We start from the raw sequence: 20,949 nt of genomic DNA, 5'->3' as shown, positions 1-20,949 counted from the left end.
ATATGTCTGATCCTGTATTTCCTTTTGTGCGCTGCACAGATATTTGTAAATCATTTCCTGTCCATCGCGGGGCTCGTCGTGTACTGAATAATGTAAATTTTACAGTCGAAAAGGGACAGAAGCTCGGTATTATGGGGCGAAACGGAGCTGGAAAATCGACCCTCATCAAGATTATAGGAGGTGTAGAACTGGCTACCTCAGGTTTTGTTCATCGGACCATGAGCGTTTCATGGCCCTTGGCATTTGGGGGAGCGTTTCAAGGAAGTTTATCAGGACTTGATAACCTGAGGTTTATTTGCAGAATTTATAATCTAGATTATAAAAATACGCGCGCTTATGTGGATGACTTTGCTCAACTAGGCAAGCAGCTTGCTGAGCCAGTAAAAACTTATTCTTCTGGAATGCGGGCTCGATTAGCTTTTGCGCTCTCTATTGTTATAGAATTTGATTGTTATTTAATTGATGAAGTAATTATGGTGGGAGATGCTCGATTTTTGCAAAAATGCCAAGATGAACTGTTTGGGAAGCGCGCAAATCGCTCCCTCATCATCGTTTCCCATGATATGGGTTTTATACGCGAGCACTGCACGGTCGGAGCGCTTCTGCATGATACACATTTTATGATGTGTAATAGCGTCACAGAGGCGGTGGAGCGTTATGAAGCTTTGTGAAGTCTAGCACTACAGTTACGTTTTTTTGGAAGTTCTGAATCTATGGGTAACCATGATTTTGAGCGATATGAATCGCACGACGTCTGTTAAGAATGTTCTTGTACTGACGCTGTAGGCGCTACGGGACATTAAGGCTCGGACGCGGCCGGTACTCGGGCAGGAGCGGATTGCTGTGTCTGCAGGACACTTGCTGGGCGATGAGCCACGCAAGATCAAGTGGATGCGCGCTGAGGCAGCGGGCGATCATAACGCGGTGCTGGTAGTCGACGAGACCGGGTCCCTCAAGAAGGGCCCGGCTTCCTGTGGCGTGAGCCGACAATACGAGGGGTCTGCTGGCAAGATTACCAACTGCCAGATCAGCGTCTTTGCGTCCGAGCGCTCTAATGGCCGAAAAGCTAGATCGATAGATCGGAGCGTCTGGCAGCCGCCCACGAGCCCGATGATATCCGCTTTGCCATCAAGCCGTCTCTGGCGACCGCCATGATCGGGCGGGCGCTTGCCGGAGGAACCCCCGTCTTTCTGGTTTGCCGGTGACCGCGTTTATGGCGCCGGCAACTTTTATTTCTGGCGTTCCGACGTGACGTGGGTCGGCGAAGCACGCGAGATCACCAAGAAGCTACCTGATAAGGTCTCGATCCGTTATTCGGCCGCTTACGGCCCCAAGGGCGATCGATGGTATGACTGGCTGTATTGCCCGATGGCCGATCTGGAGGCAGCGGAATATTCTGACACCATGATCGGAATATGGACCCGGGGCCTTTTGGTCCGCCGCAATCCAGCTGATGGCGATCTACGCTATCTCACAACTTGGTGCGCACAGGGGACGCAACTGGAGACGCTGGTGCAGGCCGAAGGAACGCGCTGGCGGATAGAGGAAGGCTTTGAAAACGCGAAAAACGAGTCCGGCCTCGACCATAACGAGACCCACTCCTGACGCGGCTGGCTCCGCCATGTCTCGCTGGTGATGCTCGCCTACGCGATAATGGCTGCCGTGCGCTCTCAGGCCAACGCCGGAGCGGAAACGACTGGAAAGACCCTGACATACGGATTTGCGCCGGGTCATGGACGCGATCTTCTATATCGTCTCCACGGGCTGCCAGTGGCGGCAATTGCCGCGTCACTTTCCCGCCTTCAGACCGTGCCGCGCTATTTCTACCGTTGGATCCGCGAGGGACGATGGGAAGCCATACACCATAAGCTCGTGATCCTGTCGCGTGAGCAGGGCGGGCGAGACGCCACGTCTTCGGTGGGCATTAGCGATAGCCAATCGGCTAAAACTTCTAAGAACGGTGGCCCTCGCGGTTATGACACGAGCAAGAAGATCAAGGGACGCAAGCGGCATATTGCGACCGACACACTGGGTCATGTCGTGGCGACTGTCGTGCATTCCGCCGACGTTCAGGATCGTGACGGCGCGCCGCTGGTAGCGACCAGGCTACACTCATTGTTCCGCTGATTTTGCCACCTGATCGGTGACGAAGATTATGCCAGCGAGAAACTTCCGAAAACGTTAGCACAACTCGGCCAATGGACGATCGGGGTTGTGGAGAGAAGCTTTGCATGGCTCGGACGCCGCCGCCTCACGAAGGATGTCGCGGCAACAATCCCCTCATCTCAAGCGTGTTTGATAATCGCCCGTTTCCTCAGAGCTCTGCGGAAAATCAGTCAAACCACTCTCTGCTTCAGTCTCTTAAATCCTGAAACACCATCGGTCCGGTGATGACAAAAGCACGCGCCTGGCGATATCGCCAGTCCTAACCGGGCAAGCCGGTATCGATTTGAGCATAACGGCCAACGCTCCGCCCAGGGTCTTTATAGCGCCCTCGCTCCGTTCTTGTGTATCTCGGCCCGATCACCGTCGAACAGAACGACTCCTCGCCGATCGCAATGGAGCGCGGGATAACGACCATTTTCGCCCTGCCGGTGGCCGGCGTCCCGGGGCTCGATCTCACCGCCAATTTCTTTGCCGGGCATCGGGACACGCGACTTGGCGCCCCACCGGGTTCGGCAGCCGTGACCGGGGGCATCCGGTGGCGCTGGTGAACGCAAGACAGGGCGCCACCCGACGCTTCGACCAGACCCCGACAGTGGGTCAGAGAGGAGCTTGCCCCCTGTCGCACGACATCATGTCACGTGGGCGACACAGACAGAAGGCTGACAGGGCGTCGGTGCGTTTTGCCCCCTGTAGCCCTATCGTCATACGTCGTGCACGGTATCCAGATCGCCGAAGCGGGTGAACTCGCCTTCGAAGAAGAGCGAGATAGTGCCGGTCGGTCCGTGACGCTGTTTTTCCAGAATCAGCTCAGCCTTGTTATGCACGAGCGCCATTTTGCGCTGCCATTCTTCCATGGCGACCTGATATTTATCCATGCTCTCATAAGCACTGTCTTTGGGCATGCGCTGTTGCAGATAATATTCGTCGCGATAGACGAACATCACGGCGTCGGCATCCTGCTCGATCGAGCCGGACTCACGCAGGTCCGAGAGCATCGGGCGTTTGTCTTCGCGCGATTCCACCTGACGGGAGAGCTGGGACAGCGCAATGACCGGCACTGAAAGCTCCTTGGCGATGGCCTTCAGGCCCTGTGTGATCATCGAGATTTCGAGCACGCGGCTTTCCGGTTTGGTGCCAATGGCAGGGCGCATGAGCTGGAGGTAATCGACTACCACAAGGCTCAGCCCCTTGGTGCGCGCCAGACGGCGGCAGCGTGTGCGCATGGCCGAGAGCGAAATGGCCGGGGTATCGTCGATATGCAGAGGCAGCTCGGATAATTCGCGAGAGACGCGCACGAAACGGTCGAATTCGCGCTGGCCGATATCGCCACGACGGATCTTCTCGCCCGACACTTCGGCTTGCTCCGAGAGGATACGTGTTGCGAGCTGCTCGGACGACATTTCGAGTGAGAAAATGGCCACGGCGCCTCGTGGCTTCGTGCCTTTGTCTTCCGCTTCGCGCATCAGGGCCTGGGCGGCCGAAAACGCTACCTTGGTGGCGAGCGCCGTCTTGCCCATGGCCGGGCGTCCGGCAAGGATGAGCAGATCCGACGGATGCAGGCCGCCCGTCTTCTTGTCGAAATCGCGCAGGCCCGAGGTCAGTCCGCTGACATCGCCCGTACGCTGAAATGCCTGCTCGGCGACCTGCAAGGCCCCGGTCAGGGCGCGCTCGAAGGTTACGAACCCGCCATCCTGACCCTTGTCCGTGGCCAGTTTGAAAAGGGTCTCCTCTGCCGCCGCAATCTGGTCGCCACCCTCCAGATCGGCGCGGGCGCCATAGGCATTATTAACAACGTTTTCACCGATCTCGATCAGCTGGCGTCTGATCCATGCATCGTGAATGGCGCGTCCGTAATCGCCAGCATTGACGATGCCGACCATCGCCATAAGCAATTGACCCAGATATTGCGGGCCACCGACTTCATCCAGCAGCCCCGAATGCTCGAATTCGGCGCGCATGGTAATCGGGTCGGCCAGCATGCCCCGGTCGATACGACGGGCGATTGCCTCGAAAATGCGCCCGTGCAGCGGGTCGGCAAAATGCGCTGCCACCAGAAAGTCGGAGACGCGCTCATAGGCCTTGTTATTGGTCAGGAGCGCGCCCAGCAAAGCGCGTTCGGCCTCGGGGTTGGCCGGGGGCGAGCGGCGCAGGAGCGCGGTAAGGCCATCATTGGCCACGGATTGTTTGGATGCATCGGTCATAGTCACAGCGTCCCTCTATCATGGGCGCAGTCGATTCGAGCAAGCCAAGAGGCTGTCGCAGGCTTCATGAGTGAGCAATACTCTGCTTCGTGTCCGCAAGGGCGTCGTTTCGAGGAGAAGCTGTCATGCAGGCGGTGGGTCTGTTCGCGCATATACCTGGTGAGGGGCTACTCCAGCTACAGGAGCTGGGGCTCGCTTTTTTCCTGTCCGCCCTGGTCGGGCTCGAGCGCGAATATCGACAGAAAGCGGCGGGTTTTCGTACCTATACGCTCGTCGGCGTGTCTGCCGCCCTTTTCATGCTGATCTCCAAATACGGTTTTGACGACGTGCTGATGCCAGATCGCGTCGTAGTCGATCCGTCTCGTGTGGCAGCCCAGATTGTCTCGGGACTCGGCTTTATCGGTGGCGGTGTTATTTTCATGCGACGCGACACCGTACGCGGCTTGACGACCGCTGCCTCGGTCTGGCTCACCGCCGCCATCGGTATGGCTTGTGGCGCGGGCATGACCATCGTGGCCCTACTGACGACTGTCGGTTACCTCGTCATCATGTTCCTTACCCCCGGCTGGCTGCTGCGTATGCCTCGCGCCCCGCGCCACGGGTTCAAGATAAGTGTGCGTGGTGATTCAGATGTGGCGTTCACCGAAACCGTTGGCATTACTCTGACCAAACTCGGTTTCACGCTCGGTCATGTCTTGCAGGAGCGCCAGAACGAGGGCGAAAAACTGCTCCTTACCCTGCATGTGCATGGCATGAAGGCCCCCGATGAGGTCATCACGGCTCTGATGCGCATTCCCGGCGTTCAGGCTGCCTGGAGCGAGAAGCCCGAAGAATCGCTCGACTGAGTTTGGTCCCGCGCAATCCCCCTGATCATTCTTTTAAAATCGGTATCCAAAGGGCGCCGGCCCTTTGGCGGGTTTCAGGGCGGAGCCCTGAGGAAATTCTGGCGCCTGAATGGCGTTACTGCGGGGCGCTGCCCCGCTCCCCGGAAAGGGGCGCACCCCTCTTATCCCCTTCAGAGTGGTGTCCACAAAGTACTGCTTTTAGGCACGTCGTGTCAGAGTGGTTCAGCTTTGTGCAGATGGCAGAGCCCTTCGGGAGACAGAATTTTCTCCAGCGTTGCTTCCGGCACGAGCTGGCGTTCGCGCACGATTTCGATCACGCCGCGCCCGGTGCGATGCGCCTCGAGTGCGATGGCGGTAGCGGTTTCGTAGCCGATATAGGGGTTGAGGACGGTCACGAGGCCGATGGAATGCGTCACCATGGCTTCGAGCTGAGCGGTGTTGGCGGTAATGCCGCGAATGCAGCGTGATTCGAGCGTCAGACAGGCCGCGTGAAGATGGGTCAGGCTTTTGAACAGGCTATGGGCGATGATTGGCTCGAAGGCGTTGAGCTGAAGTTGACCGGCTTCGGCGGCCATGGTGACGGTCAGATCGTTGCCGATCACTTCGAAGGCGACCTGATTGACGACTTCGGGAATTACGGGGTTGATCTTTCCCGGCATGATGGAAGAGCCGGACTGCATGGGGGGCAGATTGATCTCGTTCAGCCCGGCGCGTGGGCCGGAGGAGAGCAGACGCAGATCGTTGCAGATTTTCGACAGCTTGACGGCAAAGCGTTTGAGAACGCCGGAAACCTGAACGAAGGCGCCGCAATCCTGAGTGGCCTCAATGAGGTCGCTGGCAGTCAGGAGGGGAAGGTTCGTGATCCGGTTGAGATGGGCGCAAACCGTGATGGCAAAATCGGGGTGGCTGGCGATACGTGTGCCGATGGCGGTGCCGCCCAGATTGATCTCGCTTATGAGCAGGATCGCCTCCTTGAGACGCTTCTGATCCTCGTCGAGCATGACGGCGTAGGTCTGGAATTCCTGACCCAGCGTCATGGGGACAGCATCCTGAAGCTGGGTGCGGCCCATCTTGAGAATGTCATGAAACTCCCGCGCCTTGGCGATGAAGGCCTTGCGCAGCACTGTCATGGCATCTGTCAGATGGTTGACGCCATGAATGGCGGCGATGCGCAGGGCTGTGGGATAAACGTCATTCGTACTCTGACCCATATTGACGTGGTCTATCGGGTGAAGGGCGCTGTACTCGCCGCGCTGGCGCCCTAGATGCTCAAGAGCGCGATTGGCGATGACCTCATTGGCATTCATGTTGGTCGAGGTGCCAGCACCGCCCTGGATCACGTCGACGACGAACTGGTCATGCAATTGCCCGCTGCGCACATCCTCGCAAGCAGCGATGATGGCGCGCGACTTCGACGCGTCGAGAAGCCCCAGGTCGTGGTTGCTGAGCGCGGCGGCCTGCTTGATTGCGGCCAGCGCGTTGATGAGTTCGGGATAGGCGCTGATCTGGCGGCCGGTGATCGGAAAGTTTTCGACAGCCCGCAGGGTATGAATGCCGTAATAGGCGTCATTCGGCACTTCGCGCGTGCCAAGAAGATCGTGTTCGGTTCTGGTGGTGACCATGATTCGGGCGTCTCCCTCTTGTTCTGGCCAGAGGACGCCAGGCGAAGAGAGGAGGCAAGTCGGATGGGGCGCCGGGGTTATGTCTTCTCGCCGCAGGAGCTATGCGTTTGTCGAGCAGGTATGCGGGGAGAGGATGGCTAAGCTATGAAAAACCGGCTCAGTCCCAGGTCGCGCAATCCCTTGCGATAGGCGATGGAGCTGCGATCGGCCATGATATGGGCTTCTAGAGTAGGATCGAGCGGCAGGCATTCGGGCTTTTGCGCCTCCACCAGAAGGCGGTCTTCTTCGAAAACGCGCCGATTGAATTCGTAGACGGCCTCGACAGGGATATCCTGATCGAAATTGCGGCAGATCGGCGCGAACATGCGTGTCTTGCGCGCAGAGACGGGCGAGGCTGCATTCATGATGACCAGCCGTCCGTCATCAGGGAAGTGGATTTCGAGCGTTGCCGTGAAGGGCAGCGAGGTGCGGAAATGCCGCAGCCATTCGAACCCTTCCGGCGCACGTCCCTCAACGCCGATCGGATAATTGCCGACCGAGCTGCGATACTCGACCTCGAAACCCTCTGCGGTCATTCTGGGCATATAAGGGGGCACGACCGGGTTTTCGGGATCGGCAAAAGTGTCGGTATGAACGAAGGCGAAATGGGCAACATCAAGAAACCCTTCGACCTGTCGCCCGGCAAAACCGGCGATGTCGATCGAGGGGCAGGTGATCTGCTGATAGCCAAATTCGTACCAGTGCGGCATGTCCGGCACCTCATGCCGTGTCTCGCCAGCGAGGCAGGTCCATACCAGCCCGTAACGCTGAAGCACCGGGAAAGTCCTGAGATGCAGCTTGTTGGGAATGGCCGAGCTGGGATGGGCGGGGACTTTCACGCAGCGCCCCGATTGGCCGAAACGAAAACCATGATAGGCGCAGGCGATGCTCTCGCCATCACCCGACCCGAGGCTGAGGGGAACGCCACGATGGGGGCAGAGATCCTGCGCCACCACGATTTCCTCACCCGAGCGATAGATCACCAGCGTTTCGTCGAGCAGGGTCGCAGCGGTGGGTGTGGTGCCGATATCGCGGCAAAGGGCGATGGGATACCAGAAGCGCGAGAGGATGGCCCAGTCCGCGGCGTCGAAGCTGCATTGACGCGGCAATTGCACTGGCCGTTCGAGAGTTTCTGACATGGGGCCTCGCCGGTTGATGCTGGAACAGCAAAAAACATCCCACGTCTCGACCGTTCGACGATATATCGAAATTTCTTACTGTCCGTTCTAAAAAAGAGAGCGCCCTCCATGCCCGTTTTCTCGCGCTTCTCCCGTTATTTCATGGCCGTCGCCCAGCATGGGTCGATCAGGCGTGCCTCCGAGGCATTGGGAATTTCAGCGTCGTCGATCGATAGGCAGATATTGCTGGGTGAGGAGTCGCTTGGCTCACCGCTTTTCGAGCGTCTGCCTTCCGGGCTCAGGCTGACGGCAGCGGGGGCGCTTCTCCTGGTGCAGACCAGACGCTGGCAACGCGAACTGGAGACGTGTCGTACGGAAATCGACGACCTCAAGGGATTGAGGCGGGGGCATGTGACGCTGCTTATTCCCGAAGCCATGGCGCGTGGAATGGTGCCGGGCGCGATCGCCACATTGCGCGCCCGACATCCAGGCATCACGCTGAGTGTGCTGGTGAGAGCCAATCACGAGATCGCCCCGGCGCTGATCGAAGGGCAGGGCGATCTGGCGCTGGTTTTCGATCCAGTGCGGAACTCGCGGCTTTCCGTCAGGGCGAGCATCGCCTGCCCCTTGGGATTCGTCACTCCGCCGGACCATCCTCTGGCGGCACAAAACGAGGCACGGTTCAGCCTAGGCGCTTCCTACCCCCTGATCGCGCCTGCCGCCCCACTGGCACTGGCGCGGAAAATCGCCTGGCTGACTGCCGAGACGGGTCAGGAGGGGCTCCCGGTTTGTGAATCGGATGATATCGAGACCATCAAATCACTGGTCAGGAGCGGGGTCGGGATCAGTATTCTGAGTTTTGTCGATGTCATGCAGGAGGTCAGCGAAGGATCGCTGGCCTTCGTGCCGCTTGCCAATCGCAAGATCAGACCCTTCGAACTCTGTTTCTGCGTCGATCAGGCGCGGTCTCTTCCTGCCGCCACGCGCCTCGTTGCGCAATCGCTCGAAGCGGCGTTTCCCACTCTTGCCCCGCCGGAGCGGACGGCTCGCGGCGATCAGCCTTCGTGATGACTGGACAGGGTCTGGTGCCCGACCGTAGCGGAAGAAATGGCCTGCACGGCCTCGGCTGAGTCAACGACAACCAGAGCATCCCCCGCAATAGGGCTGGGGGTGCGGTCCTTGGGCAGAAGCGCGCGAAAGCGCCCATCATAGCTGGCGGCCTGCTCGTATTGCACGTCAAGTAGGCCGTTCTTGTCCATGAAGACATTCAGGGTGGCAGGAATGCGAATGCAGCCTTCCGAGGCTGTATGGCCAAGGCGCTGCTCGAGAAAATCGGGGTCGGTCGCATGAATTTCGAGACGGATATCGCCTGTCTCGTGATCCGGGCGCCAGCCTTTGACGGCGTTGTGCCAGCCCATATCCCAGACACGCATACCTTTCGCGCCGATGCCACGAATGCCATTCTCGTTTTTCGTGCCGAGCGCGCGATAGCCGAGACGGTCGGGCGTGTTGATGAACACGCCTGTCGGGGTGATGTAATAAAATTTGCGTCCCGCTTGTCCGGTCGAGACCGGGGTGCCGCCCAGCGTCTCCCAGTCCGCATTGCCCGGCATGGCCAGTACGAAGCAGAGGCGCTGCACCTTGGGGTTGCGGTCTACCACCATCAGAAGCTGGGGGCGGTCGATAGGCGTGTTGGTGCTGGCGATGGCGGCGCGTGCGAGGCGTATGAAGCGCTGACGAATTTCAGGTGTGTAGGTGGTGAAGCGCTTGACCGATTTCCTCATCTGCACCGTGAGGCGGCTCGCCTCCAGTCGTGCTTCGGATTCCGAAACATCTGGCAGGGGCGGAATGACGACAGGGTCCGAGACCGTGTGATCGGCTGGCGCAGCAGGTTGTTCTGGGGCGATGGCAGAGGGCATGGGCGGGGCTTCGGTTGTCTGTGCCCTGGCACAGGCCGAGAGCGCACCGCCCAGAACGAGACCGGGAATGACCAGTCTGATCGCTGACATCAGGCCTGAGAACGGCGCCTTGTTTTTGTTATGCATCTCAACTCCAAAGCTTCTCAGGCCAAACGTTACAGAACGGTCTCAGTTTGCCCCGGCAGGCTGGGCTCCAGGGGCGTGCAGATAGCGATCGAACCATGCCAGCATGCGCTTCTGAGCGTCGATCGCGTGGTCACGTCCCCTCATGCCATGCCCTTCACCGGGATAGATCACAAGGCTGGTCGGAATCCCGAGGGCGCGCAAGGCGTGATAGAATTCAAGACTTTGTGCAGGTGGGCATTCAACGTCATTGGCACCGACATAGATAAAGGTCGGTGTTTTGACCTGCTTGATGAAGGTGATCGGCGAGGAATGGGCGTAGATGGCCGGATCGTCATAGACCGTGGCGCCGAAGAAAGGCGGCATCCAGGCATCAATGCCGTTCTGGCCGTAATAGGATTGCCAGTTCGCAATGCCGCCGCCCGCTGCAGCTGCCTTGAAGCGGTTCGTCTGCGTTACGATCCACATGGTCATGTAGCCGCCATAGGAATAGCCGGTAATGCCAAGGCGGTTTTCGTCGATTGGCGCTGTTTTTTCCAGAACGTCGATGCCGCGTTGCACGTCGCGCAGGTCGCCGTAACCGAAATCGCGACGGTTCGCCATGGTGAAGGCCTCGCCCTGACCGTAGCTGCCGCGCGGGTTGGGCATGAACAGATCATAACCGGCTCTCAGCAGCACGGCGGCATCGCCATTGCTACGCAGAAAGCGTGGCATGACCGCCGAGGACGGACCACCATGAATCTCGGTGATGAGCGGCACCTTCCCGTTGCGGGTCATGGGCGCGGGGCGCGAAAGCGGGGCGAGATGCCAGCCCTGCACGGCGAAACCGTCACTGGTCCAGCTCACGCTCTCGGCTTTTGCCGGCACGGAAAGGCCCTCATTGAGATGGGTGACCTGCTGCCAGTCACCGATCCTGCCAGCCCAGATCTCGGGCGCTTTCGTGAAATTCTGGCGGATGACGACGCTCTGGTCGCCTGCGCAGACCAGGCGGGGTTCGCCGCCGCCATTCGAAAGCAGGTCGTCGGAACTTACCATCAGGGGCGTTTTGTCATCGAGCGCCTCCATCATCGTTTTCGGGCTGGCGATGGAGGCGGCGATCAGACGGCCCTGGCACCAGCTCAGACCCGTCACGGTGCTTTTGCTGTTTTTCGTCAGGGTCACCGGGGTGGCGCCTGGCCGGGTCAGGTCGAGTTGCAGGGCGTCGCCACCGAAAAAGCCGAAATCGCTCATCAGCCCAGCGACGAAGCTGACGCTTTTGCCGTCAGGGGCGACGAGAGGCAGGCCAATCTGTTGTGACAAGGCGTGGGTGTAGAGAATTGTCTCCTGCCCGCCTGCGAAGCGCGACAGATGGGCCTGCCACCAATGGGCGTCGCCATTGCCTGTGGCTGCCGTGCCAATGAAGGCGGGAACGGAGCCTTTCTGCCAGTCATATTCATAGACATAGAGCCCGTCGGGCGACTGCCAGTGCAGGGCGTTCTTCTCGACCGTGGCGATACGTTGTTCGTCTTCCTTTGCGTCGATCTCGCCCGTCTCAGCTGCGCCAGCCTGAAGCGCGCCGGGGTCGCGCCTGGCATCGGCGATGGCGAGAACGGCCAGCGCCCCATCGGGGCCGTAGCGCAGATCCTGTAGCGAGCCGGTGAATTTCAGCAGCGTCTCCAGCTTTGCGCCCGTGCTGGTTATACGCATGATCTGGCGGTTCTGCGTGTTTTTCTGCCTGACGATAAAGGCCAGATGCGTCCCGTCTGGGCTCCAGCTCGGGCTGGACGGAATGCAGTCCTTGCAGGGCAGAAGAATGGTCATGGTCTTGCCGCCTGGCAGGCTGCGCAGAACGAGAAACGGCACGGGTGTTGCGTCTGAATCGGGCTGCTCGGTCGTGTCCAGCGTCGCAAGATGCTGGCCATCGGGCGAGAGGGCAGGCGCACTGAAGAGGTGCAGCGGGGCGGCGGGGGCGGCGAAGGCGGGCGTCAGCAGGCTGGCGCAAAGCAGAAAGGCCGGGCTGAGGGCTTTGAGAGACATGACGGGCTTTCAGCTTTCAGAGGTGAGCGGGGTCGCGAGAGGGCGCGGCGCGGGACGTCTGGGCACGAGACGATGCCACAACCGCGTGCCGAAACGTCCTATCGCATCCATGTAGAGATAGACGACAGGGGTGGTGTAGAGCGTGAGCAGCTGGCTGATGAGCATGCCGCCCACGATGGCAATGCCGAGCGGTCGGCGCATTTCCGACCCGTAACCATGGCCGACCATCAGCGGCACGGCGCCGAGGGCGGCGGCGAGGGTGGTCATGAGGATGGGACGAAAGCGCGTGAGACAAGCCTCGTAAATGGCCTCACGAGGCGTATGGCCCAGTTCCTTTTCGGCATACAGTGCAAAATCGATCATCAGGATCGCGTTCTTTTTCACGATGCCGGTGAGCAGGATCATGCCGATCATGGCGATGAGACTGAAGGATTCGCCGCCGATCCATAGCCCCAGAATAGCGCCGATACCGGCCGAAGGCAGGGTGGAGAGAATGGTGAAGGGGTGGATCAGGCTCTCATAGAGCACACCCAGAACGATATACATGGCAAAGAGCGCGGCGACGAAAGCGAGCAGTTCGTTGACCAGCATGTCCTTGGTTTCACCTGCGAGGCCGGAGAATTCGCCGGTCAGACCGGGCGGCGCGCCCATATCCTTCATCGTGCTTTCGATCAGCTTGCGGGCGTCTTCATAGGTCTTGCCATCGGTCAGGTCGAAACTAATGGCGGTCGAGGTCATACCCTGCTGATGGTCGATTTCCATCGGCGTGGGCTCCATCGTCAGATCCGCCACGTTGATGAGCGGGATCATGGTCTCGACCGAAGAGGCGACGGCAGAACCGTTGGAGTTGTTGCCGGTAATCTGGTTGGCGATGGCGTTGCGCAGCGATGCTTCGCTGAGCTGCGTGGCAGTCGAGGCCGAGGCGCTGCTGACGGTCTTGACGCGTATCTGGTTGGAGCGCACTGCGCCCGCCGGCGTGCCCGAAGCGGTCGAGATCCAGGCACTGCGGAGCTGCTCGGGCGATTCCCGGTAGGCGCGGGCGACTTCCATCACCACGGAATGAGTGGTGATGTCGGTATGGATGCGTGAGGCCACGGTCTGGCCATAGGCGTCGTAGAGCACATTGCCGACAAGCTGCGGGGTGACCAGATAACGGGCCTCCGTATCACGGCGCAGTTTTACATGCACCGAGGCCCCATGGCCTTCGACATTGGTGGTGACGGTGGTCATCATCTTGTTCTTGCGCAGCTGGGTGGCAAGGCGCTGCACCCAGAGCTTCAGCTCGACCGGGTCCTGGTCGCGCAGGACATAGCGATAGGCACCGTTGCGATGCTGGCCACCACCGCCATTGGGGTCGCCGGCAGAAAAGAAGGACGTGCGCAGGCCGGGCATCTCGCCCAGCTTCTTGCGTATGCCGTCCACGATCTGGATGTCGGTACGCGTGCGGGTGCGCTTGTCAGAGAGGCGGGCAAAAAGCTGGCCGTCGCTGCTGCTGTTGTTCCAGCTCGTGACCGACAGCACATCGGGGTCTTCTTTCATGACCTTGCCGACGTAATGGATACGCTTGGTGATTTCGGAAAACGACATCGTGTCGTCACCGCTGATCGACCCGCCGACGAGGGAGATATCCTGTGCGGGCACGCCCGTCTTGGGCATCAGCACGATTGAGGCGACGAGCACGATAAAGCTGAGCGGCAGCGTAAGTGCTGTCAGCACGTGAAAACGCAGCGCGATACGCAGCGTGCGGGCATAGATCGCGACGATTCCATCCAGCACGAAATCGATCAGGCGCAGTGTGCGATCACGCAACCCCGGGCCGGTGGGTTCTTCATGCTCTACATCCAGCCAGTAGGCGCACATCATGGGGGTGAGGGTGAGCGAGAGTGCCAAAGAGATGAGCAGCGCCGAGACGATAGTCATCGAGAATTCGTAGAAAATCGCGCCGATCTGCCCCGGAATGAACAGCAGCGGAATGAAAACGGCGACCAGGGAGGCCGTGATCGACAACACGGTGAAGCCGATTTCCGACGAGCCTTTCAGGCTTGCGCTCATGCGGTCCATGCCCGCTTCCATGTGGCGGGCGATGTTTTCCAGCACCACGATGGCGTCATCGACCACGAAGCCCACTGAAATGGTGAGCGCCATGAGGGACATGATGTCGAGGGTGAAATGCTCCCACTTCATCACGGCCAGCGTGCCGATCAGCGCGATGGGTACGGTGACGGCGGGGATGATCGTCGAGCGCAGGCGGCGCAGGAAAACGAGGATGACCCCGATCACCAGAATGATCGAGATACCCAGCGTCAGCTGCGTATCGTCGAGCGAGGCGCGTATGCTTGATGAGAGGTCGATGGCCGTGTCCATTTCGACGCCGGGCGGCAAAACCGCCCGCAGTGTGTTCATGCGGGCTTTGACCGCATCGACGATCCTGACCGTATTGGCCTTGGGCTGGCCGCGTACGATCAGGGTGATCGAGGGTTTGTTGTTGAAGTATCCCGCCTGATACAGATCCTGAACGCTGTCGCTTACCTCCGCGACAGAGGAGAGTTTGATCGGGTTGATGTTGTTGCGGTAGCCGATGATCAGATCGCGATATTGCGCAGCGTTCTCGGCCTGATCGTTCGTTTCCAGCATGAGGCGCTGGCCGCCAGAATCGAGAAACCCCTTGGGCGTGTTGGCATTGGCCGAAGCGAGAGCCTGGCGCACGTCCTCGAAGCCGATGCCCCATTTATAGAGTGCATAGGGGTTTACATCCACGCGCACGGCGGGCGCTGCCGAGCCTACCGCCTGCACGCGGCCCACGCCCTTGATCTGCGCCAGTAGAGGCTTGACCCTGATCTGGGCGAGGTCGAACAGCTTGGGCAGCGTCATGACATCGGAGGTCAGGGAGAGCAGATAGACCGGTTGTGAGGTCGGGTCGTCCTTGTAGGCAAAGGGATCGCGGTCGAGTGTGCCCTGGGGCAGATCGGCGCGTGCCGCTCTCAGTGCGGCCTGAACATCGCGCAGGGCGCCGTCGATATTGCGTGATTCGACAAAATCGATGCGGATATAAGCAAAGCTGTTTTCACTGTCTGATTCGATCAGCTTCACCCCGGCGATCTGGCCGAGATAGCGCTCGAGCGGCGTCGTGACCGAGCTGACCATCTGCTCGGGGCTGGCGCCCGGCTGCTCGACTTCGACATTGATCGTCGAAGACCCGATATCGGGCAGGCTGGCGACGGGCATCAGCGGATAGCAGATGGCCCCCGCCACAAACAGCGAAAGAGCGAGCAGAATCGTCGCCACGGGACGCATGATGAAGAGACGACAGAAATTCATTTCGCCTTCATAGCAAAGTTTTTGCGGGAATACGTAGTCCGGGGCGCTCTTGTCTTGATCTTTTCGTATTTCGACCGTGGCTAATGGTCGAGCGGCGGCATCGAGCCGGGACGACCGGTGGGCTGATGCGTATAATAGGTCTCGGCCAGACGCACAGGCAGCACATCCATGAAGCGCGAGCCCAGAACCAGCCAGGCAGGAAAGATGATCCGCCTTTTGCGTCGTGCGAGACCGCGCAGAATATGGGCGACTGCCCGTTCGACGCTTGAAAGCCCCGGCATGGGAAAGCGGTTCTGTGCAACCATGGGGGTGTCGACAAAGCTGCAACAGACGCTTGAGAGATGGATTCCTGCCCGGCGGCTATAGGCTCCGCTGGCCACCATGAACCGGTCCAGCGCGGCTTTCGACGCCGAATAGGAGGGGGTGCCGGGATAGGAAACCAGCCCTGCGACAGAGGCGATGGCGCAGATCTGACCGCGCTGACGCGTGAGCCGACCGGATTTGCGCAAAGGCTGTGCGCGCATACGGGCCATCATGGGCAGGATCGCATTGAAGGCGCCATCGAGATTGACGGCCATCATGCGCCGGATCTGCTCGATGCTCTCGAAGGCCGAGCCGTCGCCTTCCTGAGCGGAGACTCCGCCTGTGACGCCTGCGCAGACCACAAGCAGATCGACCGGTCGATCTGCTGCCTGGGTGCTCCATTGCGTCATGGCATCCTGATCTGTCACATCCAGAGAGGTCAGATACGTTTCGGCCCCTCGCGACCGACAGGCTGTCCCGGTTTCGTCGAGCCCGCTGCGCTGGCAATCGGCGAGATGGAGCTGGCGACCCGGTGCGGAGAGGGCGACGGCGAGGGCGCGCCCGATACCGGAAGCCGCTCCAGTAATGAAGATCGTCCCGTAATTCATGCCTCTGCGCTTACACGCTGTGACGCGCTGCGCCAAATGGCGCCGCCATTTCGGCCAGATGCGCGTGATGGGTCAGGAACAGAATCTGCTGATGCCGGGCGATTTTGGCCAATGTCGTAAAACCGGCCTCAGCGCGGTGCTCATCGAAGGTGATGAAAAGATCATCGGCCATGAAGGGCAGGGTAATGCCCCGTGCCCGTGCCTGTTCGAGGGCGGCAAGACGCAGGCTCAGATAGAGCTGATCACGTGTGCCTTCGCTCATGGCCGAAGGGCGGACCATCTTTTCATCAAGCATCATCCCTGCAAGTTCGGGCATTTTGCCGTCTTCTGCAATGACGAGCTTCTGATATCGACCGCAGGTCAGCGACGCGAAGATCGTTTCTGCCGCTTTCAGAAGCGGGTTGGTGTTTTCGAGCCTTTGGCGTCTGGCCACATGGGTAAGGACCAGAGTCTGGATGCGCGCTGTTGCCCATTCCTCGGCAGCGCGTGCCATTTTGGCCCTGGTAGATTCGATGTCGAAAGCAGCCTTAAGGGAAGCCTCGTCTTTTTCGATCTCGCGCAGCGACGCCCTGATTTCGCCACCGCGTGTAAAGGCGGCATCGCGCTGCCGTTCCAGCTCTGTCTGTTCGCTCTCAACAGCGCCGAGACGGGTTTCTATCAAGGCTGGATCGGTCTCTCTGGCCTGCGTCTGCAATTGCGCCAGGTCGAGCCCGTCCGACTGCTCGATGATCTGCCTTTCGAGCTGCGTCTTTTCTTCCTGATCGCGATAATGATGCGCCTCTTCATCCAGAACCGGGCGGATAGCCTCGATTTCAGTGGCGCCGAGCCGCTGCAGGAAGGGCGTGAACGCGGCGCGCAGGGCCTCCAGCTTGGTATCGGCGAGCGCGCAGGTTTCGGCTTGCTCCCTGATCCGGGCATCCTGACGATCGGCCTGCGCCTTGTCGATCTGTGCTGTCAGCAGGGCCTCATGGAGTGAGGTTATTGCCATGCCGGGCGCGGCCAGAGCGAGGGCCTCTCCCCGACCGATACTTACCATGAAATGTCGGAAGGCTGTTTCGAGCGCGGCGCTTTCTGTCTTTCGCGCTGTCAGGGCTGTGCGTCGGGCCAGCAGGGTACTGGCCTTTCTGCGCGCCTCTTCCAGCTTTTCGACAACGTCCGACGGCCATGGCGTCGTATCGGGCAGTATCTCTGTCCAGCGTGAATGCAGCGCGTATCGCTCGGCAGCGAGCGCCTCACCCTTGCGTTGCTCGGCCTGGGCGTCACGTCTGGCCAGTTCGTGCTCCGTTTCGCGCTCGGCGAGGCGTTGGGCTGCCTTCTCGCGGTCGCGCAGCTGCATTCTGGCGTCGATAAGCATGTCGGCAAGTGTGCTGCTCTGTGCGAGATCCGGCAGAAGCCTGCGTAACGTCGTGAGCATCGCCTCGCGGCGGGTGCGGGCCATTTCATGATCAGATTGAGCGGCATGAAGACGCGTCTGCGCGTCGAGTGCCTTTTGTCTGAGATCCAGCCAGCCGGTCAGACGGTCGGGCGGCAAGACTGGCAGGCCCCGCGTCTCGACTTCGTTCTGCCATGAGCGACTGGCCTCATCCTCGGCGCGGCTCAGAGCATCGCGCCGCGCTTCTGCCTGGGTCCGTTCCAGAATGCACCGCTCGAGAGCCTGTTCGATCTGGGTCAACCTTGCCGATTCTTCCGCGTCTTCGAAGCGGCGATCGGCGAGCTGATCGGTCGTGAGCCTTGAGGCGAGATAACCCGCCTTCTTTTCAGCATCATGAGGGGACGCCATCAGCGTGTCGAACAGCGTGTCGCGCCGGATGCGCTCCTGGCTGAGGGCGGTGTGTGAGACGATATCGCGCTGCTCGAGCTGGGCCTTGTCGAGCAGCAGGCGTTCTCTGGTGTCGCTGAGTGCTTGCAGACCCTCTTTGACGGAAGCGATGGCCTTGTGTCTTTCGCGCCGGTTCTCGCGCTGCTGTTCCAGAAAGCCGGGTTCGGGAAGGGCCACCTTGCCCAGAGCTTCAGGGCTGCCCTCCCATGGCAGCAGATCGCGCAGGGACTGTGTCATCCGTGCGTTGGCCTCATGACACTCGCGCTCGAGCACGGTCACGCTGCTGTCGATGTCTCCCAGAGACTCGGCCTGTTGCAGGGCGATCTGCAAGGGGCGCAGATCGGGTGTTGTGATCGCGCCGCGTGTCGCTTCGGCACGTGCCAGTCTTTCCCGTGCGGCTTCGTGATTTCGCCGCCATTCCTCTTCACGCAGGGTAAGCGCATCATGCGCCTTTGCCAGAGGGCGCAGCGCTGCAAGCAGGTTCTCTTGAGGCAGGCGGGTGAGAATTTCTTCTGCCGTGCCGCTGTAGCCCTCCGCCTGCAAGGCTGCCTCGAGCTGGGACAGACTGGTTTCCCCGTCATGATCGGGACGGTCAGTAACGAGCGCCTCGAACTGGCTCTTGAAATCACGCACCTCTTTTTCCTGCGCCAAGAGAACGAGGTCGGGCTGGAAGCCGGAGCGGGTTTCGACCAGACCGTCATAGGCGTGCTGAAGGTCGGCCCGTTTTTGCAGCGCTTCGGTCCAGCTTCGCAGCAGGCGCTCGAAATTGTCATGCTCCTGCAAGGTGAAGAGCGGAGCGGGGGTGCCGTTTAATGTGTCATTGAGCGCATCGAACCGGGTCAGTGCCGATCTGAGGCGCCTGATTCGTTCCAGCCTGCTGCGTTCCTGACGCAGGGTCGTGATGCGCTGCTCGAGGCTGAGGCGGTCGGTATCGAGCGCACTGGCCTCGCTATTGAGCGCCGTCCAGATCGTGCGGGCACCCTCGGCGGCGCTCAACTGGCTGCGCGCGGCGTCGAACTCCTTTTTCAGCTCGTTGAGCTGGGTGCCGCGACCGCCTTTCTTCCAGATGGCGCCAGCCTGGGCGTCGAGGGCCTCGAGTACGGCCTGCACGTTTTCGAGCCCGAAACCTGCTGCCAGAAGTTGCTGGCCGAGATCGCCCTCGAAGCGCGCCATGGTGTCGCCACCCGCGCGCAGGCGCTGATGGTCGAGGCTCCACATGCGTTCGAAAGCCGCACGATCGACACCTCCGAGCCAGCGAAGCAGCGCGTTTTCATCAAGTGGCGTCGTGTCGTCAGGCGCCAGCAGTGTTTGCGTGCGCCCCCTTTTGCGCACGACATCGAGCCGCATGGCCTCCTGTTCGAGGCTGGCCCCGACACGAAGCTGGGCCGCATCGAAGCGCCAATCCTGTGCCTTGAGATTGGGAAAGCCGAAAAGCAGATCGCCTATTGCCGCAAGCGTGGTCGATTTTCCTGCTTCATTGGCGCCGTGCAACACCTGAAGATCGGTGGGTTGCGCGGCGAACTCGTAATGCCTGTCGGCAAAGCCGCCATAGCGGATGAGATCGAGAGAAGCGATCCTCATCGCGCGTCTCCCTTGCCCGAAAGCTTGTCGCAAAGCGCCGCGTTCAGTTCAGGCAAAACAGACGCCCAGTCGCGCCGGTTGATACGGGCGAGGAGAGAATCAGGGGCGATGTCCCCGAGATTGAGCGTTTTGAGGCAGAGATCGAGATCTTCGCCGATAGCGTGCAGCAGGGCCTCATCCTTGATGGCCTCATGCACGAGACCGGATAGCGCAAAAGACTCGCCCTCGTCTGGCAGAGAGTGGGTTTGTGTTGCAGGGGGCGTGGTGTCGAGAACAAGCTTTTCGAGCTCGATCTCGCCGCCGCTCATCGCGGCCAAATGCTGCACGGCCTCCCGTAAACCAGCCCCTTGACGTCTGAGCGTGTCGTGAAGCGGGGTTGCTCCCGTCACTGTCAGGCGCATGACGCAAAGATGCCCTTCATGAAGGCGAGCTGTATCGCGCAGAAACGCCCCCAATCGATCCTCGAAGGCAGGCATGGTTTCCAGCCCTGTGCAGTCGAAATGGGCGGCGTCCCAGCGCACCACATCGCAGGCGATCGGAGTGATGGAGTCGATGCGATGATCGGTTACGGAGACGATCACGACGCCTTTCTCTCCGGTTTCGCGGATGTGACGGCCCTGAAGCACACCGGGAAAGACGATCGGTGTGCCATCGGTCAGGATCATGCGCTCATGCACATGGCCCAGCGCCCAGTAATCGTAATTTTTCGCCCGCAAGGTTTCGGGGGCGCAGGGCGCGTAGATTTCGTGTTGCCCATGGCCTGACAGCGAGGTGTGCAGCACGCCGATATTGAAATAGCCGGGCACAGGCGCCGGATAGGCGGGGGTCATGTCATGGGGCATGTGTCTGTTGGCGAAGCTCTGCCCATGCAGGGCCACGCCGATCTCGTCGATAAGAAAGCTGCCCGGTTTAGGGGAGGGAAAACGGTCGATACCGGCCTGGAGCGGCAAGTCGCGAGTCAGCACCGACGCGGCGTCGTGATTGCCCTGAAGCAGAAAGACCCTGATTCCATGGGCGATCAGACGCCCCAGAGCGGTCGCCATGTAGCGCCCGGTGCTGATTGTCTTCCAGTCGCCGTCATAGAGGTCGCCGGCAATCACGACGAAGGCGACATCATGATCGATGGCGGCATCGACCATATTGTCCAGCGCGCGGCGTGACGCCGAGCGGATACGATCGATGGACAAATCGTCATGCCGCTCCAGCCCCTTGAGTGGGCTATCAAGATGGAGATCGGCCGCGTGCAGAAAGCGAAAGGAGCTCATTTCTCT

General features: G+C 60.2%; 13 protein-coding genes and 2 pseudogenes. 6 read left to right on the top strand and 9 right to left on the bottom strand.

Going from position 1 to position 20,949, the window contains the following annotated elements; all coding sequences use genetic code 11:
* Window positions 1–2 precede the first annotated feature (2 nt).
* From ABHV46_RS08045 to ABHV46_RS08030, 4 genes and pseudogenes are all read left to right on the top strand, one after another.
* Entirely contained in the window at window positions 3–671 is a 669-nt protein-coding gene (locus ABHV46_RS08045; protein ID WP_336947635.1) for an ABC transporter ATP-binding protein, read from the top strand.
* 52 nt (window positions 672–723) lie between these two features.
* Window positions 724–1,689, top strand: a pseudogene (locus tag ABHV46_RS08040) (IS701 family transposase); the annotation flags it as partial.
* Window positions 1,682–2,391: pseudogene (locus ABHV46_RS08035) on the top strand (IS5 family transposase); the annotation flags it as partial. The pseudogenes ABHV46_RS08040 and ABHV46_RS08035, both read left to right, overlap by 8 nt.
* A 167-nt stretch (window positions 2,392–2,558) precedes the next feature.
* The gene (locus ABHV46_RS08030; RefSeq protein ID WP_438381054.1) at window positions 2,559–2,714 is read left to right on the top strand and encodes a hypothetical protein; all 156 of its coding nucleotides are present in this window, start codon (window positions 2,559–2,561) and stop codon (window positions 2,712–2,714) included.
* A 153-nt stretch (window positions 2,715–2,867) separates the two neighbouring features.
* On the opposite strand, the gene ABHV46_RS08025 is transcribed toward ABHV46_RS08030, so the two are convergent.
* Entirely contained in the window at window positions 2,868–4,367 is a 1,500-nt protein-coding gene (locus tag ABHV46_RS08025) for a replicative DNA helicase (RefSeq protein WP_438381053.1), read from the bottom strand.
* Between the two features lie 125 nt (window positions 4,368–4,492).
* Between ABHV46_RS08025 and ABHV46_RS08020 the strand changes: the two genes are divergently transcribed.
* Window positions 4,493–5,212, top strand: a complete 720-nt coding sequence (locus tag ABHV46_RS08020) for an MgtC/SapB family protein (RefSeq protein WP_336947165.1) — start codon at window positions 4,493–4,495, stop codon at window positions 5,210–5,212.
* A 212-nt stretch (window positions 5,213–5,424) separates the two neighbouring features.
* On the opposite strand, the gene aspA is transcribed toward ABHV46_RS08020, so the two are convergent.
* Window positions 5,425–6,834 (bottom strand): aspartate ammonia-lyase, encoded by a 1,410-nt coding sequence (aspA, locus tag ABHV46_RS08015; RefSeq protein WP_438381051.1) that lies wholly within the window; start codon window positions 6,832–6,834, stop codon window positions 5,425–5,427.
* 137 nt (window positions 6,835–6,971) lie between these two features.
* Window positions 6,972–8,012 carry a Rieske 2Fe-2S domain-containing protein gene (locus ABHV46_RS08010; RefSeq protein ID WP_438381050.1) on the bottom strand — a complete coding sequence of 347 codons (1,041 nt, stop codon included), beginning with the start codon at window positions 8,010–8,012 and terminating at the stop codon, window positions 6,972–6,974.
* Between the two features lie 108 nt (window positions 8,013–8,120).
* Between ABHV46_RS08010 and ABHV46_RS08005 the strand changes: the two genes are divergently transcribed.
* Window positions 8,121–9,059: a LysR family transcriptional regulator gene (locus tag ABHV46_RS08005; RefSeq protein ID WP_438381049.1), complete on the top strand. Its 939-nt coding sequence runs from the start codon at window positions 8,121–8,123 to the stop codon at window positions 9,057–9,059.
* Here ABHV46_RS08005 and ABHV46_RS08000 read toward each other — a convergent pair.
* The 6 genes from ABHV46_RS08000 to ABHV46_RS07975 form a co-directional block, all read right to left on the bottom strand.
* On the bottom strand, window positions 9,047–10,036 hold the full coding sequence (locus ABHV46_RS08000) for a L,D-transpeptidase (RefSeq protein WP_438381047.1): 990 nt from the start codon (window positions 10,034–10,036) through the stop codon (window positions 9,047–9,049). The genes ABHV46_RS08005 and ABHV46_RS08000 overlap by 13 nt on opposite strands.
* 42 nt (window positions 10,037–10,078) lie before the next feature.
* Window positions 10,079–12,049: a S9 family peptidase gene (locus ABHV46_RS07995; RefSeq protein WP_438381046.1), complete on the bottom strand. Its 1,971-nt coding sequence runs from the start codon at window positions 12,047–12,049 to the stop codon at window positions 10,079–10,081.
* Window positions 12,050–12,058: 9 nt separating this feature from the next.
* Window positions 12,059–15,367 (bottom strand): efflux RND transporter permease subunit, encoded by a 3,309-nt coding sequence (locus tag ABHV46_RS07990; RefSeq protein WP_336947159.1) that lies wholly within the window; start codon window positions 15,365–15,367, stop codon window positions 12,059–12,061.
* Window positions 15,368–15,447: 80 nt separating this feature from the next.
* Window positions 15,448–16,278: an SDR family NAD(P)-dependent oxidoreductase gene (locus tag ABHV46_RS07985; RefSeq protein WP_438381044.1), complete on the bottom strand. Its 831-nt coding sequence runs from the start codon at window positions 16,276–16,278 to the stop codon at window positions 15,448–15,450.
* Between the two features lie 10 nt (window positions 16,279–16,288).
* On the bottom strand, window positions 16,289–19,678 hold the full coding sequence (locus tag ABHV46_RS07980; RefSeq protein ID WP_438381042.1) for an AAA family ATPase: 3,390 nt from the start codon (window positions 19,676–19,678) through the stop codon (window positions 16,289–16,291).
* Window positions 19,675–20,943: a metallophosphoesterase family protein gene (locus tag ABHV46_RS07975; protein WP_438381041.1), complete on the bottom strand. Its 1,269-nt coding sequence runs from the start codon at window positions 20,941–20,943 to the stop codon at window positions 19,675–19,677. Before ABHV46_RS07975 ends, ABHV46_RS07980 begins: the two co-directional genes overlap by 4 nt.
* Between the last annotated feature and the right edge of the window lie 6 nt (window positions 20,944–20,949).

The sequence above is a fragment of the Asaia sp. BMEF1 genome (assembly GCF_051628905.1).
In the GTDB taxonomy this organism is placed as follows: domain Bacteria; phylum Pseudomonadota; class Alphaproteobacteria; order Acetobacterales; family Acetobacteraceae; genus Asaia.
Note: the sequence above shows the minus strand (reverse complement) of the source record. Positions and strands in the feature narration are given on the sequence as shown.

Coding starts and splice junctions, on each gene's coding strand:
- ABHV46_RS07990 (WP_336947159.1), bottom strand. CDS start 15,367: ATGAATTTCTGTCGTCTCTTCATCATGCGTCCCGTGGCGACGATTCTG.
- ABHV46_RS07980 (WP_438381042.1), bottom strand. CDS start 19,678: ATGAGGATCGCTTCTCTCGATCTCATCCGCTATGGCGGCTTTGCCGAC.
- ABHV46_RS07975 (WP_438381041.1), bottom strand. CDS start 20,943: ATGAGCTCCTTTCGCTTTCTGCACGCGGCCGATCTCCATCTTGATAGC.
- ABHV46_RS07995 (WP_438381046.1), bottom strand. CDS start 12,049: ATGTCTCTCAAAGCCCTCAGCCCGGCCTTTCTGCTTTGCGCCAGCCTG.
- ABHV46_RS07985 (WP_438381044.1), bottom strand. CDS start 16,278: ATGAATTACGGGACGATCTTCATTACTGGAGCGGCTTCCGGTATCGGG.
- ABHV46_RS08020 (WP_336947165.1), top strand. CDS start 4,493: ATGCAGGCGGTGGGTCTGTTCGCGCATATACCTGGTGAGGGGCTACTC.
- aspA (WP_438381051.1), bottom strand. CDS start 6,834: ATGGTCACCACCAGAACCGAACACGATCTTCTTGGCACGCGCGAAGTG.
- ABHV46_RS08025 (WP_438381053.1), bottom strand. CDS start 4,367: ATGACCGATGCATCCAAACAATCCGTGGCCAATGATGGCCTTACCGCG.
- ABHV46_RS08005 (WP_438381049.1), top strand. CDS start 8,121: ATGCCCGTTTTCTCGCGCTTCTCCCGTTATTTCATGGCCGTCGCCCAG.
- ABHV46_RS08010 (WP_438381050.1), bottom strand. CDS start 8,012: ATGTCAGAAACTCTCGAACGGCCAGTGCAATTGCCGCGTCAATGCAGC.
- ABHV46_RS08030 (WP_438381054.1), top strand. CDS start 2,559: ATGGAGCGCGGGATAACGACCATTTTCGCCCTGCCGGTGGCCGGCGTC.
- ABHV46_RS08045 (WP_336947635.1), top strand. CDS start 3: ATGTCTGATCCTGTATTTCCTTTTGTGCGCTGCACAGATATTTGTAAA.
- ABHV46_RS08000 (WP_438381047.1), bottom strand. CDS start 10,036: ATGCATAACAAAAACAAGGCGCCGTTCTCAGGCCTGATGTCAGCGATC.